Genomic DNA, 17,362 nt, shown 5'->3' on the forward strand with positions numbered 1-17,362 from the left:
AAAACCCGTGAGCACCTTCAAGGCCCCCAAGGGCACGTACGACCTGCTCCCGCCCGACTCCGCGAAGTACCTGGCCGTGCGCGAGGCGATCGCCGCACCGCTGCGGAACTCCGGGTACGGCTACGTCGAGACGCCCGGCTTCGAGAACGTCGAGCTGTTCTCGCGCGGCGTCGGCGAGTCCACCGACATCGTCTCCAAGGAGATGTACGCCTTCGAGACCAAGGGCGGTGACCAGCTCGCCCTGCGCCCCGAAGGCACCGCGTCCGTGCTGCGCGCTGCCCTGGAGGGCAACCTGCACAAGGCGGGCAACCTCCCGGTCAAGCTCTGGTACTCCGGCTCGTACTACCGCTACGAGCGCCCGCAGAAGGGCCGCTACAGGCACTTCTCGCAGGTCGGCGCCGAGGCGATCGGTGCGGAGGATCCGGCCCTGGACGCCGAGTTGATCATCCTCGCCGACCAGGCGTACCGCGCCCTGGGGCTGCGCCAGTTCCGCATCCTGCTGAACTCGCTCGGCGACAAGGAGTGCCGCCCCGTCTACCGTGCCGCGCTGCAGGACTTCCTGCGCGCGCTCGACCTGGACGACGAGACGCGCCGGCGTATCGACATCAACCCGCTGCGGGTCCTGGACGACAAGCGCGACGACGTCCAGAAGCAGTTGGCCGGCGCCCCGATGCTGCGCGACTACCTGTGCGACGCGTGCAAGGCGTACCACGAGCAGGTGCGCGAGCTCCTGACGGCGGAGGGTGTCGCGTACGAGGACGACCCGAAGCTGGTCCGCGGCCTGGACTACTACACCCGCACGACCTTCGAGTTCGTCCACGACGGCCTCGGCTCGCAGTCCGCGGTGGGCGGTGGCGGCCGCTACGACGGCCTGTCCGAGATGATCGGCGGCCCCTCGCTGCCGTCGGTCGGCTGGGCACTCGGCGTGGACCGCACGGTCCTCGCCCTGGAGGCGGAGGGCGTCGAGCTCGAACTGCCCTCGGCGACCAGCGTGTTCGCGGTGCCGCTCGGCGAGGAGGCCAGGCGCGTCCTGTTCTCCAAGGTGACCGAGCTGCGCAGGGCCGGTGTCGCGGCTGACTTCTCGTACGGCGGCAAGGGCCTCAAGGGCGCCATGAAGAACGCCAACCGCTCCGGCGCCCGCTTCACGATCGTCGCGGGCGAGCGTGACCTCGCCGAGGGCGTCGTGCAGCTCAAGGACATGGAAACCGGCGAGCAGGACGCCGTGGCGGTGGACGAGCTCGTGGCTGTCCTGAAGACGAAGCTGGCTTAGCAGTCCTGTTCTCCAGCACCGGAGGGGCTGAGCACTCAGCCCCTCCGGTGCGCAGTCCGCGTACGCGTACCGCGAGTTCGTCCGGGTGGGGTGCGGTGCCGTCCTCAGCTGTCATGCCGTCGAGCATTCCGGCGGACCGAACGCTCCGGGCCCTTTGCCCGTACCTCCTTATGTCCATCGAACGGTGGACACCCGCGTGCGTGCGGCACAATGTCCGTGCCCGCAGGCCACCACAAGCGACGGAACGGCGTGATGAGCAAGACGACCCCGGCAAGCGACAGCCTCCCCGAGCACGACTGCGGGGGAACGGACGCGGATGCTCCACGCGGTGTCGGCGGGAGCCGTGCGTTCGCGCTGCTCCTGGTGATCACGGGTGCCGCGGGGCTGCTCGCGGCGTGGGTCATCACGCTGGACAAGTTCAAGCTCCTGGAGGACCCGGACTTCACGCCCGGCTGCAGCCTCAATCCGGTGGTCTCCTGCGGCAACATCATGAAGAGCGAGCAGGCGTCGGCCTTCGGGTTCCCCAACCCGATGCTGGGCATCGCCACGTACGCGGTGGTGATCTGCGTGGGGATGAGCCTGCTGGGCCGTGCGCGCTTCCCGCGCTGGTACTACCTGACGCTGAACGCCGGCACGCTCTTCGGGGTCGGCTTCTGCACCTGGCTCCAGTACCAGTCGCTGTACGAGATCAACTCGCTGTGCCTGTGGTGCTGCCTCGCCTGGGTCGCCACGATCATCATGTTCTGGTACGTCACGTCGTTCAACGTCCGCAACGGCTTCCTGCCCGCGCCCTCCTGGCTGCGCACGTTCTTCAGCGAGTTCACCTGGGTGCTTCCGGTGCTGCACATCGGCATCATCGGCATGCTGATCCTGACGCGCTGGTGGGAGTTCTGGACCAGCTGACGGGCAGCGCCGACGGCGTTGTCAGTGGGCTGACGTAGGGTTCGATCCGTGGAGCCCGACCTGTTCACCGCAGCTGCCGAGGACCGCCAGGAGAAGGACCCTTCGACAAGTCCCCTGGCCGTCCGGATGCGCCCGCGCACCCTCGAAGAAGTCGTCGGCCAGCAGCATCTGCTGAAGCAGGGATCACCCTTGCGCAGGCTCGTCGGCGAGGGCGGCGGAGGGCCCGCGGGGCCCTCTTCGGTGTTCCTGTGGGGACCACCCGGCATCGGCAAGACGACCCTTGCCTACGTGGTCTCGAAGGCCACGAACAAGCGCTTCGTGGAGCTCTCCGCGATCACCGCCGGAGTGAAGGAAGTCCGCGCGGTCATCGAAGGGGCCCGCAGGGCCATGGGCGGCCACGGCAAGGAGACCGTCCTCTTCCTGGACGAGATCCACCGCTTCAGCAAGGCCCAGCAGGACTCCCTGCTGCCCGCCGTCGAGAACCGCTGGGTGACGCTGATCGCGGCGACGACCGAGAACCCGTACTTCTCGATCATCTCCCCGCTCCTCTCCCGCTCCCTCCTCCTCACCCTCGAACCCCTCACGGACGACGACCTGCGCGGCCTGCTGCGCCGGGCGCTCACCGAGGAGCGGGGCCTGGGCGGCGCGGTGGAGCTGCCCGAGGACACCGAGGAGCACCTCCTGCGGATCTCCGGCGGCGACGCCCGGCGCGCGCTCACCGCCCTGGAGGCCGGCGCCGGCTCCGCCCTCGCCAAGGGGGAGAAGGAGATCACCCTCCAGTCGCTGGAGGAGTCGGTCGACCGCGCGGCCGTGAAGTACGACCGTGACGGCGACCAGCACTACGACGTCGCGAGCGCCCTGATCAAGTCCATCCGCGGTTCGGACGTCGACGCGGCCCTGCACTACCTGGCCCGGATGATCGAGGCGGGCGAGGACCCCCGCTTCATCGCCCGGCGCCTGATGATCTCCGCGAGCGAGGACATCGGCCTCGCCGACCCCACGGCGCTGCCCACGGCGGTCGCCGCCGCCCAGGCCGTCGCCATGATCGGCTTCCCGGAGGCCGCGCTCACCCTCAGCCACGCGACGATCGCCCTCGCCCTGGCCCCGAAGTCGAACGCCGCGACGATCGCCATCCAGTCCGCCCAGGCCGACGTCCGCGCGGGCCTCGCGGGGCCCGTCCCGCCCCACCTGCGCGACGGGCACTACAAGGGAGCGGCCAAGCTCGGCCACGCCCAGGGCTATGTGTATCCGCACGACGTGCCGGGCGCGATCGCCGCCCAGCAGTACGCACCGGACGCCGTGGCCGCCAAGCGTTACTACCAACCGACGCGCTACGGCGCGGAGGCGCGGTACGCGGACGTGGTCGAGCGGGTGCGGGAGCGCCTGAAGGGCGAGTAGCCGCAGCGCCTGGCGGGCGGGCCCAGCCCCTCCCGCCTAGGCTCGGCGCCATGAGCACGGCAGCCGGAGCGGGCACGGGGGCCACCCTGCTCGTCCTGGCCGCCTTCGCCGCGGGCTGCACCCCGCCCCAGCTGGAGCGCGCCGGGTCCCGCCACATGACCGGCACCCCGACGGTCAAGGCGACGCCCACCGCCAAGCCCACACCCGCGGCCCCGCTCGCGAGCCCCGGCTTCCCGCCCACCGCCGCACAGGCCCGCGACCTGCTCACCCGCCTCACCGTCGCGTGGGGCAAGAACTGGCAGACGTACAAGCGGTCCGCATTCGGCGTCGGCTGGTCGGACGACACCGACGCCCCCGGCGGCCGCAACGGCTGCGACACCCGCGACGACGTCCTGCGACGCGACCTCAAGGACCTGCGCGAGGGCGACCGCAACCCCTGCGTCGTGCTCTCCGGCGTCCTGCACGACCCCTACACCGGCAAGGAACTGCCCTACTCCTACCGCCGCGCCTCGCAGATCCAGACCGACCACGTCGTCGCGCTCGGCGCGGCCTGGCGGGCCGGAGCCTGGGCGTGGACCGCCGAGCGGCGCCTCACGTACGCCAACGACCTGGACGTCCTGCTCGCCGCCGACAAGGACACCAACTACACGAAGAGCAGTCGGACCCCTGACAAGTGGAAGCCCCCGCGCAAGGAATACTGGTGCGAGTACGGGCGCCGCTGGACCGGGATCAAGGCCAAGTACGGCCTCACCGTCACGGCCCCCGAGAAGCTGGCCCTCCAGGACCTCCTCGCGGCCTGCGCAGATGTCCGCGGCTGAGGCACCCCCCGTCACCCGGTACACTTGCCCGAAGTGCTGCGTCCCGTGTCCGGTCTCGTACCGGCACCACCAGAACGGGACATCCAGCCGGAGCCCCGGACCTCACCGTCCAGGGATCTCCAGGAGCGTCGCGCACCGTCGAAGGTGTCGCGGGCAGCCCACCACCATCTCGTACTCCGGGAAGCGGTCGGTGGGCCACTCGCGTGCTGCACATAGTGCCCAGACCAGGGAGCGGCTGCCCGCCGGATCCAGCACCACCGGATCCGATGGGTTTCCCAGGCTGCGGATGCGACCTCCCCTAACCCTGGTGAAGCCGATTTCACACTGAACAGAGAGGTTGGTTCATGACGAACCAGTCCCGCCCCAAGGTCAAGAAGTCGCGTGCCCTCGGCATCGCGCTGACCCCGAAGGCCGTCAAGTACTTCGAGGCCCGCCCCTACCCGCCGGGCGAGCACGGCCGTGGGCGCAAGCAGAACTCGGACTACAAGGTCCGTCTGCTCGAGAAGCAGCGTCTGCGCGCGCAGTACGACATCAGCGAGAAGCAGATGGCCCGTGCCTACGACCGCGCCAAGAAGGCCGAAGGCAAGACCGGCGAGGCCCTGGTCATCGAGCTCGAGCGCCGTCTCGACGCCCTGATCCTGCGTTCGGGCATCGCCCGCACGATCTACCAGGCCCGTCAGATGGTCAGCCACGGCCACATCGAGGTCAACGGCGGCAAGGTCGACAAGCCGTCGTTCCGCGTCCGTCCCGACGACGTCGTGATGGTCCGCGAGCGCAGCCGTGAGAAGCCGCTGTTCGTGGTCTCGCGTGAGGGTGGCTTCGCCCCCGACGGCGAGATCCCGCGTTACCTCCAGGTGAACCTGAAGGCCCTGGCCTTCCGTCTGGACCGTGACCCGAACCGCAAGGAGATCCCCGTGATCTGCGACGAGCAGCTCGTCGTCGAGTACTACGCCCGCTGACCCGGACGTAGCTCTCCCTGCTTCAGCCCGTCGCCCGCCCTCCCTTCGTGGTGGGGCAGGCGGCGGGTTTTTGCGTTGCCCCTGGAGCCCGTGCCCAGGGCCCGGGTCACCGCCGCGTCCGGGGCGAGACGTGTCCCGGCAGCCACGCACTCCTCGTACCGCGCGTCGCCCAGCTGCTCGCGCGCCTGCGACTCGCACAGCGCGTGCGGCCCGCCGAAGTTCCCCGAGCCGAACAGCGGAAGCCCCACCGAAGGCCAGATGCGGGACGCGGCGCCCTGCAGGACCGCGGCCTCGGCCGGATCGCCCTCCACCACGGTGAACAGGGCGAGCAGCTCGATCGCGAGCACCGTGCCGAGCAGATCGTTGAAGGCGTGGTCCAGTGCCAGGCACCGCATGACCAGATCACGGGCCGTCGAGGCCTCGCCGCGCGTCCAGGCCGCGAAGCCGAGCACATAGAGGGCGTACGCGAGAGTCCAGCGCTCGCCGTGGTCCTCGCAGACCCGGCGTACGTCCTCGCAGAGCTCCACCGCGTCGGCGAGCTCCCCGCGGAAGGCGAGCGCCATGGCCAGCTCGACCTGGCCCATCAGGACGTTGCTGTTGAGCTCGCCGATCTCGCGGTACTGGTCGAGGGCCGAGCGCAGCAAGGTTTCCGCGCGCTCCATGTCGTCCGCGAGGAGCGCGAGGCAGCCGATGCGGTGCACCGCATACGCGGTGGCGATCGCGCTGCCCGTGCGCTCCGCCTCGTCCTTGCACTCCTGCAGCGCCGCGAGCGCGGCGACCGTGTCGCCCTGCAGGACCGCGACATAGCCGAGCACCCACAGCGCCTTGAGGCGGGAGTCGTCGTGGCCGCCGTCCAGTTCGAGGGCGCGGTCGAGCCAGTGCCGCCCCTCCGCGAGCCGCCCGCAGCCCACCCAGTAGAACCACAGGCTGCCCGCCAGATACTGGCCCAGATGCGTCTCGTCCGGTTCGGTCAGGCAGTACTCGAGGGCGCCCCGCAGATTGGGCAGTTCGCAGTCGACGAGCTCGGCGACCCGCGCCTGGCGCGGCGAGAACCAGTCCAGCTCGCACCAGGTGGCGAGGCCCATGTACCAGTCGCGGTGCCGCCGCCGCATCCGCGCCGCGTCGCCGGACGCCTCCAGCCAGTCGGCGCCGTACGCCCTGACCGTGTCGAGCATGCGATAGCGGACGCCCGCCGGGCCTTCCTCGCGGGTCACGACGGACTGCGCGAGCAGCTCGCCCAGTACGTCGAGGACGTCATCGGCGTGCAGTCCGTCCCCGCTGCAGATGTACTCGGCGGCCTCCAGGTCGAAAGGACCGCAGAACACGGAGAGCCGCGCCCACAGGAGGCGCTCGCCCGCCGTGCACAGCTCATGGCTCCAGCCGATGGCCGTACGCAGGGTCTGGTGCCGCGGCGGCACATCGCGCCGCGTACCGGTGAGCAGCGCGAAACGGTCGTCGAGCCGGGAGAGCAACTGCGCGGGAGAGAGCGCCCGCAGCCGCCCCGCCGCCAGTTCGACGGCCAGCGGGATCCCGTCCAGGCGGCGGCAGAGCTCCGCCACGTCCGCTGCGTTCTCCTCGTCCAGGGCGAACCCCGGGAGCCCCGCAGCAGCCCGGTCGGCGAACAGCGTGGCCGCGTCGTCGGCGGGCAGCGGCGCGAGCGGGAAGATCCGCTCGCCACAGGTGTCCAGCGGCCGGCGCCCCACCGCGAGCACGCGGAGCCCGGGGGAGCGGTGCAGCAGCTCCCCCACCAGCGAGGCACACGCCTCCACGAGGTGCTCGAACCCGTCGACGACGAGGAGGACTTCCCGCTGCGCGAGATGGTCGAGCAGCACCGTGCGCGGCGGGCGGCGGGTGTGATCCGTCAGACGCAGCGCGTCGGCGACCGCGTGCTCCACCAGATCCGGGTCCCGGACCCCGGCGAGTTCCACCAGCCAGGCGCCGTCCCGCGGCGCGGTGCCGGAGGCGGCCCGGAGGGCGAGGCGGGACTTCCCGACGCCGCCCACCCCGGTCACCGTGACCAGGCGTGCGGCCTCCGACGCGGCGGCGAGAGCGGCGAGTTCGGCGGTGCGTCCGACGAAGGCGTTGAGCTCCAGAGGGAGGTTGCCGGGTCTCGGTGGCGGTGCGGAGGAGCCGTGCCGTTGGTCGCCCGTGCGCTGATCGCGTCGCATGAGATACGGAGCGTACTCATCCGTAAGCAGTCCGTACAATCACTTCAGGCAACTCCCCTGCCCGTACACGGTAATGCGGTGCGGAGCCTCGGCCCCGGCGCGATAGGGTCGGAGGACGACTTTTCGATGTTCAGGACCGATGTTCAGGGAGCGGTGCGCAGTGTCGGGTGGAGAGGTGGCCGGGATCCTGGTGGCCGTCTTCTGGGCGATCCTCGTCTCCTTCCTGGCCGTGGTGCTGGTGAGGCTGGCGCAGACGCTCAGGGCGACCACCAAGCTCGTCGCGGAAGTGACCGAGCAGGCCGTCCCGCTCCTCGCGGACGCCTCCACCGCGGTGCGTTCCGCGCAGACCCAGATCGAGCGGGTCGACGCCATCGCCTCGGACGTCCAGGAGGTCACGTCGAACGCGTCGGCGCTCTCCACGACGGTCGCCTCCACCTTCGGCGGGCCCCTCGTCAAGGTCGCGGCGTTCGGCTACGGGGTGCGCAGGGCCCTGGGCCGCAAGGCAGGACCCGAATCAACCAATGTGCCCCCGACGCCCGCCCGACGTACCGTGATCGTGGGGCGCACCGTCCCCTCCGCGCGGCGGCGGGGCAAGCGGAAGAAGGACTGACGCAGCGATGTTCCGCCGTACGTTCTGGTTCACCGCGGGCGCCGCTGCCGGTGTGTGGGCCACCACCAAGGTCAACCGCAAGATCAAGCAACTGACCCCCGAAAGCCTCGCGGCGCAGGCCGCGAACAAGGCGGTCGAGGCGGGTCACAAACTCAAGGACTTCGCTCTCGACGTCCGCGACGGCATGGCCCAGCGCGAGGCCGAACTGGGCGAGGCCCTGGGCCTCGACGCCCCGGCCGACCCCGAACTGCCGGGACAGCGCCGGGTGGTCGTGGCCATCGAGAACGCCAGGACCAGCAAGACCGACAAGAACAAGCAGGGCAAGTACCTCTCGAAGTCGAAGTACTCGTACAACCGGAATGAGGACCACTGATGGAGTCGGCCGAGATTCGCCGCCGCTGGCTGAGCTTCTTCGAGGAGCGCGGGCACACCGTCGTCCCTTCGGCGTCGCTCATCGCGGACGACCCGACTCTGCTCCTCGTCCCCGCGGGCATGGTGCCCTTCAAGCCCTACTTCCTGGGTGAGGTCAAGCCGCAGTTCTCGCGCGCCACGAGCGTGCAGAAGTGCGTGCGCACGCCGGACATCGAAGAGGTCGGCAAGACCACGCGGCACGGCACGTTCTTCCAGATGTGCGGCAACTTCTCCTTCGGTGACTACTTCAAGGAAGGCGCCATCAAGTTCGCCTGGGAGCTGCTCACCAGCTCCGTGGCGGACGGTGGCTACGGCCTGGACCCCGAGCGCCTCTGGGTGACGGTCTACCTCGACGACGACGAGGCCGAGACCATCTGGCGCGAGAAGGTGGGCGTCCCCGCCGAGCGCATCCAGCGCCTGGGCAAGAAGGACAACTACTGGTCCATGGGCGTCCCCGGACCCTGTGGCCCCTGCTCCGAGATCAACTACGACCGCGGCCCCGAATTCGGCGTCGAGGGCGGCCCGGCCGTCAACGACGAGCGGTACGTGGAGATCTGGAACCTGGTCTTCATGCAGTACGAGCGCGGCGAGGGCACCTCGAAGGAGGACTTCGAGATCCTCGGCGACCTGCCCAGCAAGAACATCGACACCGGCCTCGGCCTCGAACGTCTCGCCATGATCCTGCAGGGCGTGCAGAACATGTACGAGACCGACACCCTGCGCGTGGTCATGGACAAGGCCACCGAGCTGACCGGCGTCCGCTACGGCGCCGAGCAGGGCTCGGACGTCTCCCTGCGCGTGGTCGCCGACCACATGCGTACGTCCGTGATGCTCATCGGCGACGGTGTGACGCCCGGCAACGAAGGCCGCGGCTATGTGCTGCGCCGCATCATGCGCCGCGCCATCCGCAACATGCGCCTGATGGGTGCCACCGGCCCGGTCGTGCACGAGCTCGTCGACACGGTCATCAAGTCGATGGGCGAGCAGTACCCCGAGCTGGAGACCGACCGCAAGCGCATCGAGACCGTCGCGCTCGCCGAAGAGGCCGCCTTCCTCAAGGCCCTCAAGGGCGGCACGAACATCCTCGACACCGCCGTCACCGAGACCAAGGCCGCCGGCGGCACGGTCCTCTCCGGCGACCGGGCGTTCCTGCTCCACGACACTTGGGGCTTCCCGATCGACCTCACCCTGGAGATGGCCGCCGAACAGGGCCTCTCCGTGGACGAGGACGGCTTCCGGCGCCTGATGAAGGAGCAGCGGGAGCGTGCCAAGGCCGACGCGCAGGCCAAGAAGACCGGCCACGCCGACCTGCACGCCTACCGCGAGATCGCCGACGCCTCCGGCGCCACGGACTTCACGGGCTACACCCTCACCGAGAACGAGGCCGTGATCGTCGGTCTCCTGGTCAACGGCGTCTCGTCCCCCGCCGCCCGTGAGGGGGACGAGGTCGAGGTCGTCCTCGACCGCACCCCCTTCTACGCCGAGGGAGGCGGCCAGATCGCCGACTCCGGCCGGATCCGCCTCGACAGCGGTGCCGTCGTCGACATCCGTGACGTGCAGAAGCCGGTCCCCGGCGTGCACGTCCACAAGGGCGTCGTCCAGGTCGGCGAGATCACCGTCGGCGACCAGGTCTGGGCCTCGATCGACGTGCACCGCCGCCGTGCCATCGCCCGCGCGCACTCCGCCACGCACCTCACGCACCAGGCGCTGCGCGACGCGCTCGGCCCGACGGCCGCCCAGGCCGGTTCCGAGAACCAGCCGGGCCGCTTCCGCTTCGACTTCGGCTCCCCGTCGGCCGTGCCCACGGCCGTCATGACGGACGTCGAGCAGAAGATCAACGAAGTCCTGGCCCACGAACTCGACGTGCAGGCCGAGGTCATGTCGATCGACGAGGCCAAGAAGCAGGGCGCCATCGCCGAGTTCGGCGAGAAGTACGGCGAGCGGGTCCGCGTCGTCACCATCGGCGACTTCTCCAAGGAGCTGTGCGGCGGCACGCACGTGCACAACACCGCCCAGCTGGGTCTGGTGAAGCTGCTCGGCGAGTCGTCCATCGGCTCCGGCGTGCGCCGTATCGAGGCCCTGGTCGGCGTCGACGCGTACAACTTCCTCGCCAAGGAGCACACGGTTGTCGCCCAGCTCCAGGAGCTGGTCAAGGGCCGTTCCGAGGAGCTGCCCGAGAAGGTCTCCGCCATGCTCGGCAAGCTGAAGGACGCCGAGAAGGAGATCGAGAAGTTCCGCGCGGAGAAGGTCCTGGCGGCCGCCGCCGGTCTCGTCGACAACGCCAAGGACGTACGCGGCGTCGCTCTCGTCACCGGCCAGGTGCCGGACGGTACGGGCGCCGACGACCTGCGCAAGCTGGTCCTCGACGTGCGCGGTCGCATCCAGGGCGACCGCCCGGCCGTGGTGGCGCTGTTCACCACGGCCAACGGCCGCCCGCTGACGGTCATCGCCACGAACGAAGCCGCCCGCGAGCGCGGCCTCAAGGCCGGCGACCTCGTCCGTACGGCCGCCAAGACCCTCGGCGGCGGTGGCGGTGGCAAGCCGGACGTCGCCCAGGGCGGCGGCCAGAACCCCGCGGCCATCGGCGACGCCATGGCCGCCGTCGAGCGCCTCGTCGCCGAGACGGCCTGATGACCGAGGCCGCCGCGGGCATGCGCCGGGGCCGACGCCTCGCGATCGACGTCGGTGACGCTCGGATCGGGGTCGCCTCGTGCGACCCCGACGGGATCCTCGCCACGCCGGTGGAGACGGTGCCGGGACGCGATGTCCCGGCTGCTCAGCGCAGGTTGCAGCAGCTCGTCGACGAGTACGAACCGATCGAGATCGTCGTCGGTCTCCCTCGCTCCCTCAAGGGGGGTGAGGGCCCGGCGGCCGTCAAGGTCCGCGCCTTCACCCAGGATCTGGCGCGGCTGGTCGCGCCCATTCCGGTGAGACTTCTCGACGAGAGGATGACCACAGTGACGGCCAGTCAGGGGCTGCGCGCCTCGGGCGTGAAGTCCAAAAAGGGCAGGTCTGTCATCGATCAGGCGGCGGCCGTCATCATCCTTCAGCAGGCACTGGAGTCCGAACGGGCGTCAGGTAAAGCTCCGGGCGAGGGCGTCGAAGTGGTCATGTGATCGCGATACGGTAACGTTCCGCGCGATGCGGCGGTGTTCGAACAGCTGCCGCACAGCATCAAGAGGCGGAACGGTTGCCCTCCCACTCAGACGGCGGCCCCGCCTCGCGGCATGTAGGGGATCGATGACTGAGTATGGCCGGGGTCCAGGCTCCGAACCGTGGCATCCCGAGGACCCGTTGTACGGGGACGGCGGATGGGGAGGACAGCAGGCCGCCGGCGGCCCGTCCCCCTACGGCGGCCAGGGGCAGTACCACCCTCAGCAGCCGCAGCACCCCCAGCAGGCGCAGTACGACGACTGGAGCACGGGCCAGCAGCAGGGCTACGGCCAGCAACAGTACGGCGGGCCCGCAGGCCAACAGCAGTACGAGGGTGCCCCCCAGCAGCAGTACGACGGCGGACCCGACCAGGGGTACAACGGCGGCCCGGAGCAGCAGCAGTACAACGGCGGCTGGGACGCCGGGCAGCAGGGCCAGGTCCCGTACGGCACCGATCCGTCGGACCCCTACGGCGGTCAGCAGGGCGGCTACGGCGCGGAGAGCCCGGACTTCTACGGCACCCCCGACGCCTACCCGCCGCCGGAGCCGCCGTCCCGGCGCCGTCCTGACCCCGAGCCCAAGCAGGACTGGGATCCGGGACCGGACCAGGGCGAGCACGCCTTCTTCTCCGGCGCCGATGACGACGAGGACGACGACGATGACCCGGGGCGCCGCGGTGGCCGCGGCGACCGTCGGGGCGGCCGGGGCGGCAAGAAACCGAAGAAGCGCAGGAGTGGCTGCGCGTGCCTGGTCGTGACGTTGGTCTTCGCCGGTGGCCTCGGCGGGGTCGGCTATTTCGGGTACCAGTTCTACCAGGACCGATTCGGTACGTCGCCGGACTACGCGGGCGAGGGAACCGGCCTCGCGACCGTCGACATCCCGAAGGGAGCTGGCGGCTATGTGATCGGCCAGAAACTGAAGGAAGCCGGAGTCGTCAAGAGCGTCGACGCCTTCGTCTCCGCGCAGGCACAGAATCCCAAGGGCGATTCCATTCAGGACGGCGTTTATGTCCTGAAGAAGGAAATGTCGGCCAAGAGCGCGGTCGAACTCATGCTCAGCCCCAAGAGCCGCAATAACCTCATCATTCCCGAGGGCAAGCGGAACTCCTGGGTCTACAGGCAGATCGATACGCGCCTGGAACTCGACAAGGGCACCACCGAGGGTGTTGCCAAGAAGAACTGGAAATCCCTCGGACTTCCTGACTGGGCGAACACCAACAAGGACATCAAGGACCCGCTCGAGGGCTTCCTCTACCCCTCCAGCTATCCGGTCGCCAAGGGCCAGAAGCCGGCGGACGTCCTCAAGAAGATGGTGGCCCAATCAAGCCAGAAGTACGACGAGTTGGGTCTCAAGTCGAAGGCCGCCGAGCTGAACCTGAAGGACCCGCTCCAGGTGCTCACGGTGGCGAGCCTGGTCCAGGCGGAAGGCAAGTACAAGCACGACTTCGATAAGGTCGCGACGGTCGTCTACAACCGCCTCAAGCCGAACAACACGGAGACGTACGGTCTTCTCGACTTCGACTCCACGGTGAACTACGCCAAGGCCGAAAGCACCCTGGAGACCGGTACGGTCGACGATCTCCGCAAGTTCAACGACCCGTACAACACGTACAAGATCAAGGGTCTGCCCCCCGGGCCGATCGGCAACCCCGGTGACGAGGCGCTCAAGTCCGCGCTGCATCCCGCCAAGGGGAATTGGTACTACTTCGTCTCCATCAACGCGGACGAGACGCTGTTCGCCGAGACGAATAAGCAGCACGAGCGCAACCGTCAGAAGTACCTCGAGGAACAGAAGAAGAATTCCGGGTGATGAGCACCAAGCGCCGAGCCGCAGTCCTGGGCTCACCGATCGCCCATTCCCTCTCCCCGGTGCTGCACCGCGCCGCATACGGGGAGCTGGGTCTGGCCGACTCGACGTATGACCTGTTCGACGTCGACGAGGCGGCCCTGCCCGGCTTCCTGAAGGACCTCGGGCCGGAGTGGGCCGGGCTCTCCCTGACGATGCCGCTCAAGCGCGCGGTGATCCCGCTGCTCGACGAGATCAGCGAGACCGCCGCCTCCGTAGAGGCGGTCAACACCGTCGTCTTCACGGACGACGGCCGCCGCGTCGGCGACAACACCGACATCCCCGGCATGGTCGCCGCCCTGCGGGAACGCGGCATCGAGCAGGTCGAGTCGGCGGCGATCCTCGGCGCGGGCGCCACCGCGTCGTCCGCGCTCGCCGCGCTCGCGCGGATCTGCACGGGCGAGGTCGTCGCGTACGTACGCAGTCAGGCCCGCGCCGCCGAGATGCGGGAGTGGGGCGAGCGGCTCGACGTGCAGGTGCGCACGGAGGACTGGGCGGACGCCGAGCGGGCGCTGAGCGCGCCGCTGGTGATCGCCACGACTCCGGCGGGCGCGACCGACGCGCTGTCGGCCGCCGTGCCCGAGCGGCCCGCGACCCTTTTCGACGTCCTGTACGACCCGTGGCCCACCGCACTGGCGGCCCGCTGGTCGATGTACGGCGGTGCCGTCGTCAGCGGCCTCGACCTGCTGGTGCACCAGGCGGTGCTCCAGGTCGAGCAGATGACCGGACGCTCGCCCGCGCCGCTGGCCGCCATGCGCAAGGCCGGAGAGCGCGCGCTGGCCGCGCGCTAGACGTACGCCGACCGTCCGCCCGCTGTCCGCCGGTCGTCCGCTTTCTGGACCGGAGGACGGCTCCCGGCCCCCGACGTGGGAGGATCGGGGATGGCGGGCCAGGGCCGCGCACCCGGTCGCGCCACGCAGTTCCAGGCGCGAGCATGAGGAGCACCGTTGAGCAGGTTGCGTTGGCTGACCGCGGGAGAGTCCCACGGACCCGCACTTGTCGCGACGCTGGAGGGTCTTCCCGCCGGCGTGCCGATCACCACGGAGATGGTGGCGGACCACCTGGCCCGGCGGCGCCTCGGCTATGGGCGCGGTGCGCGCATGAAGTTCGAGCGCGACGAGGTCACCTTCCTGGGCGGTGTCCGGCACGGCCTGACCATGGGCTCGCCGGTCGCGATCATGGTGGGCAACACCGAGTGGCCCAAGTGGGAACAGGTCATGGCGGCCGACCCGGTCGACCCGGAAGTCCTCGCCGACCTGGCCCGCAACGCCCCGCTGACCCGGCCCCGGCCCGGTCACGCCGACCTCGCGGGCATGCAGAAGTACGGCTTCGACGAGGCCCGGCCGATCCTGGAGCGCGCCTCCGCCCGCGAGACCGCGGCCCGCGTCGCGCTCGGCGCGGTCGCCCGCTCGTACCTCAAGGAGACGGCCGGGATCGAGATCGTCAGCCACGTCACGGAGCTGGCGGCGGCGAAGGCGCCCTACGGCGTCTACCCGACCCCCGCCGACGTGGAGAAGCTCGACGCCGACCCGGTGCGCTGCCTGGACGCGGACGCGAGCAAGGCGATGGTCGCCGAGATCGACCAGGCCCACAAGGACGGCGACACCCTGGGCGGCGTCGTCGAGGTCCTCGCGTACAACGTGCCGGTCGGCCTCGGCTCGCACGTGCACTGGGACCGGCGGCTCGACGCACGGCTCGCCGCCGCGCTCATGGGCATCCAGGCCATCAAGGGCGTCGAGGTCGGCGACGGCTTCGACCTCGCGCGCGTGCCGGGCTCCAAGGCGCACGACGAGATCGTCTCCACCGACGACGGCATCAGGCGCACCTCCGGCCGCTCCGGCGGCACCGAGGGCGGCCTGACCACCGGTGAACTGCTGCGCGTGCGCGCCGCGATGAAGCCCATCGCGACCGTGCCGCGCGCGCTCGCCACCATCGACGTCGCCACCGGCGAAGCCACCAAGGCCCACCACCAGCGCTCCGACGTGTGCGCGGTCCCGGCCGCGGGCATCGTCGCCGAGGCGATGGTCGCGCTGACCCTGGCCGACGCCGTCGCGGAGAAGTTCGGCGGCGACAGCGTCCCTGAGACCCGGCGCAACGTCCAGTCGTACCTCGACAACCTGCAGATCCGGTGACCGGCCCGCAGATCGTTCTGGTCGGACCGATGGGCGTGGGCAAGTCGACGGTGGGCACGCTGCTCGCCGAGCGCCTCGGTTCCGTCTACCGGGACACCGACGCCGACATCGTGGCCGCACAGGGCCGGGAGATCTCGGACATCTTCCTGGACGACGGTGAGTCACACTTCCGCGACCTGGAGCGCGACGCCGTGCGCACGGCGCTCGCCGAGCACGGGGGCATCCTCGCGCTCGGCGGCGGCGCGATCCTCGACGAGTCGACCCGCGCGCTCCTCGCCCCGCACCCCGTCGTCTATCTCTCGATGGACGTCGAGGAGGCCGTCAAGCGCACCGGCCTGAACGTCGCGCGCCCGCTGCTCGCGGTCAACCCGCGCAAACAGTGGCGCGCACTGATGGACGCCCGCCGCCACTTGTACGCCGAAGTCGCCCGCGCCGTCGTCGCCACCGACGACCGCACCCCCGAAGAGGTAGCCCAAGCGGTCCTCGACGCACTGGAGTTGAAGGAAGCATGACGGAGATGGCTGAGACGGCGGGGCAGACGCCCACCCGAATCCAGGTCGGCGGCACCGCGGGCACCGAGCCGTACGAGGTGCTCGTCGGGCGGCAGCTCCTCGGTGAGCTGCCCGGCCTGATCGGCGAGCGGACCAAGCGCGTCGCGATCATCCACCCCGAGGCGCTGGCCGAGACGGGCGACGCGCTGCGCGAGGACCTGGCGGGCCAGGGCTTCGAGGTCGTCGCCATCCAGGTGCCGAACGCGGAGGAGGCCAAGACCGCCGAGGTCGCCGCGTACTGCTGGAAGGCCCTCGGCCAGTCCGGCTTCACCCGCAGCGACATCATCATCGGCGTCGGCGGCGGAGCCAGCACGGACCTCGCCGGGTTCGTGGCCGCGACCTGGCTGCGCGGGGTCCGCTGGATCGCCGTGCCGACCACCGTGCTCGGCATGGTGGACGCAGCGGTCGGCGGCAAGACCGGCATCAACACCGCCGAGGGCAAGAACCTCGTCGGCTCCTTCCACCCGCCGGTGGGCGTGCTGTGCGACCTGGCCGCGCTCGACTCGCTGCCGGTCAACGACTTCGTGTCGGGCCTCGCGGAGATCATCAAGGCCGGCTTCATCGCCGACCCGGTGATCCTCGAACTCATCGAGGAGGACCCCGAGGCGGCACGCAGCCCGCAGGGACGGCACACCGCCGAGCTGATCGAGCGCTCCATCAAGGTCAAGGCCGAGGTCGTCTCCGGCGACCTCAAGGAGTCGGGCCTGCGCGAGATCCTCAACTACGGCCACACCCTGGCGCACGCCATCGAGAAGAACGAGCGCTACAAGTGGCGGCACGGCGCCGCCGTCTCCGTGGGCATGGCCTTCGCGGCCGAACTCGGCCGCCTCGCCGGACGCCTCGACGACGCGACCGCCGACCGGCACCGCGCCGTCCTGGAGTCGGTCGGCCTGCCCCTGAGCTACCGCTACGACCAGTGGCCCAAGCTCCTGGAGACCATGAAGGTCGACAAGAAGTCCCGCGGTGACCTGCTGCGCTTCATCGTCCTGGACGGCCTCGGCAAGCCGACCGTCCTGGAGGGACCCGACCCCGCGGTGCTCCTAGCCGCGTACGGCGAAGTGTCCAACTAGCGCTCCAGCAGCACGGAATCGGCCCGCAGGAACAAGCCACGGGCACCATGCGGCCTCCCCGGCCGTTCACACAA

The 17,362-nt window shown here is 70.2% G+C and carries 15 protein-coding genes; 14 read left to right on the forward strand and 1 reads right to left on the reverse strand.

Annotated features, from left to right (window positions below):
- Positions 1-7 precede the first annotated feature (7 nt).
- The 5 genes from hisS to rpsD all read left to right on the forward strand — a co-directional run bounded on the left by hisS (position 8) and on the right by rpsD (position 5,348).
- Positions 8-1,270, forward strand: a complete 1,263-nt coding sequence (gene hisS / locus AB0E78_RS21310) for a histidine--tRNA ligase (RefSeq protein WP_361834503.1) — start codon at positions 8-10, stop codon at positions 1,268-1,270.
- Between the two features lie 252 nt (positions 1,271-1,522).
- The gene (locus AB0E78_RS21315; protein ID WP_361834506.1) at positions 1,523-2,173 is read left to right on the forward strand and encodes a vitamin K epoxide reductase family protein; all 651 of its coding nucleotides are present in this window, start codon (positions 1,523-1,525) and stop codon (positions 2,171-2,173) included.
- A 48-nt stretch (positions 2,174-2,221) separates the two neighbouring features.
- On the forward strand, positions 2,222-3,571 hold the full coding sequence (locus AB0E78_RS21320) for a replication-associated recombination protein A (protein ID WP_361834509.1): 1,350 nt from the start codon (positions 2,222-2,224) through the stop codon (positions 3,569-3,571).
- A 50-nt stretch (positions 3,572-3,621) separates the two neighbouring features.
- The gene (locus AB0E78_RS21325) at positions 3,622-4,389 is read left to right on the forward strand and encodes an HNH endonuclease family protein (RefSeq protein ID WP_361834510.1); all 768 of its coding nucleotides are present in this window, start codon (positions 3,622-3,624) and stop codon (positions 4,387-4,389) included.
- A gap of 344 nt (positions 4,390-4,733) precedes the next feature.
- Entirely contained in the window at positions 4,734-5,348 is a 615-nt protein-coding gene (gene rpsD / locus AB0E78_RS21330) for a 30S ribosomal protein S4 (RefSeq protein ID WP_361834513.1), read from the forward strand.
- Here the strand turns inward: rpsD and AB0E78_RS21335 are convergent.
- Complete coding sequence (locus tag AB0E78_RS21335; RefSeq protein ID WP_361834516.1) at positions 5,336-7,516, reverse strand: regulator; 2,181 nt, start codon at positions 7,514-7,516, stop codon at positions 5,336-5,338. The genes rpsD and AB0E78_RS21335 overlap by 13 nt on opposite strands.
- Before the next feature lie 139 nt (positions 7,517-7,655).
- Between AB0E78_RS21335 and AB0E78_RS21340 the strand changes: the two genes are divergently transcribed.
- The 9 genes from AB0E78_RS21340 to aroB all read left to right on the forward strand — a co-directional run bounded on the left by AB0E78_RS21340 (position 7,656) and on the right by aroB (position 17,288).
- Positions 7,656-8,126: a DUF948 domain-containing protein gene (locus AB0E78_RS21340; protein ID WP_361834519.1), complete on the forward strand. Its 471-nt coding sequence runs from the start codon at positions 7,656-7,658 to the stop codon at positions 8,124-8,126.
- Positions 8,127-8,133: 7 nt separating this feature from the next.
- Positions 8,134-8,499 carry a DUF6167 family protein gene (locus tag AB0E78_RS21345; protein WP_361834521.1) on the forward strand — a complete coding sequence of 122 codons (366 nt, stop codon included), beginning with the start codon at positions 8,134-8,136 and terminating at the stop codon, positions 8,497-8,499.
- On the forward strand, positions 8,499-11,168 hold the full coding sequence (gene alaS / locus AB0E78_RS21350; RefSeq protein ID WP_361834524.1) for an alanine--tRNA ligase: 2,670 nt from the start codon (positions 8,499-8,501) through the stop codon (positions 11,166-11,168). The genes AB0E78_RS21345 and alaS overlap by 1 nt, the downstream gene beginning before the upstream one ends.
- Before the next feature lie 20 nt (positions 11,169-11,188).
- Positions 11,189-11,653, forward strand: a complete 465-nt coding sequence (gene ruvX, locus AB0E78_RS21355) for a Holliday junction resolvase RuvX (protein WP_361834694.1) — start codon at positions 11,189-11,191, stop codon at positions 11,651-11,653.
- A gap of 124 nt (positions 11,654-11,777) precedes the next feature.
- Positions 11,778-13,499 (forward strand): endolytic transglycosylase MltG, encoded by a 1,722-nt coding sequence (gene mltG, locus AB0E78_RS21360; RefSeq protein WP_361834527.1) that lies wholly within the window; start codon positions 11,778-11,780, stop codon positions 13,497-13,499.
- Entirely contained in the window at positions 13,499-14,326 is an 828-nt protein-coding gene (locus tag AB0E78_RS21365) for a shikimate dehydrogenase (protein ID WP_361834529.1), read from the forward strand. The genes mltG and AB0E78_RS21365 overlap by 1 nt, the downstream gene beginning before the upstream one ends.
- Before the next feature lie 156 nt (positions 14,327-14,482).
- Entirely contained in the window at positions 14,483-15,667 is a 1,185-nt protein-coding gene (gene aroC, locus AB0E78_RS21370) for a chorismate synthase (protein ID WP_361834532.1), read from the forward strand.
- Positions 15,664-16,179, forward strand: coding sequence for a shikimate kinase (locus AB0E78_RS21375; protein ID WP_361834535.1), 516 nt, complete (start codon positions 15,664-15,666; stop codon positions 16,177-16,179). The genes aroC and AB0E78_RS21375 overlap by 4 nt, the downstream gene beginning before the upstream one ends.
- A complete protein-coding gene (gene aroB, locus AB0E78_RS21380; RefSeq protein ID WP_361834538.1) occupies positions 16,176-17,288 on the forward strand; it encodes a 3-dehydroquinate synthase in 1,113 nt (370 codons plus the stop codon). The genes AB0E78_RS21375 and aroB overlap by 4 nt, the downstream gene beginning before the upstream one ends.
- Positions 17,289-17,362 lie beyond the last annotated feature (74 nt).

Source organism: Streptomyces sp. NPDC032198 (genome assembly GCF_040636975.1).
Lineage (GTDB): Bacteria > Actinomycetota > Actinomycetes > Streptomycetales > Streptomycetaceae > Streptomyces.

Coding starts and splice junctions, on each gene's coding strand:
- AB0E78_RS21315 (WP_361834506.1), top strand. CDS start 1,523: ATGAGCAAGACGACCCCGGCAAGCGACAGCCTCCCCGAGCACGACTGC.
- AB0E78_RS21325 (WP_361834510.1), top strand. CDS start 3,622: ATGAGCACGGCAGCCGGAGCGGGCACGGGGGCCACCCTGCTCGTCCTG.
- rpsD (WP_361834513.1), top strand. CDS start 4,734: ATGACGAACCAGTCCCGCCCCAAGGTCAAGAAGTCGCGTGCCCTCGGC.
- AB0E78_RS21335 (WP_361834516.1), bottom strand. CDS start 7,516: ATGCGACGCGATCAGCGCACGGGCGACCAACGGCACGGCTCCTCCGCA.
- AB0E78_RS21340 (WP_361834519.1), top strand. CDS start 7,656: ATGTTCAGGGAGCGGTGCGCAGTGTCGGGTGGAGAGGTGGCCGGGATC.
- AB0E78_RS21345 (WP_361834521.1), top strand. CDS start 8,134: ATGTTCCGCCGTACGTTCTGGTTCACCGCGGGCGCCGCTGCCGGTGTG.
- alaS (WP_361834524.1), top strand. CDS start 8,499: ATGGAGTCGGCCGAGATTCGCCGCCGCTGGCTGAGCTTCTTCGAGGAG.
- ruvX (WP_361834694.1), top strand. CDS start 11,189: ATGCGCCGGGGCCGACGCCTCGCGATCGACGTCGGTGACGCTCGGATC.
- mltG (WP_361834527.1), top strand. CDS start 11,778: ATGACTGAGTATGGCCGGGGTCCAGGCTCCGAACCGTGGCATCCCGAG.
- AB0E78_RS21365 (WP_361834529.1), top strand. CDS start 13,499: ATGAGCACCAAGCGCCGAGCCGCAGTCCTGGGCTCACCGATCGCCCAT.
- aroB (WP_361834538.1), top strand. CDS start 16,176: ATGACGGAGATGGCTGAGACGGCGGGGCAGACGCCCACCCGAATCCAG.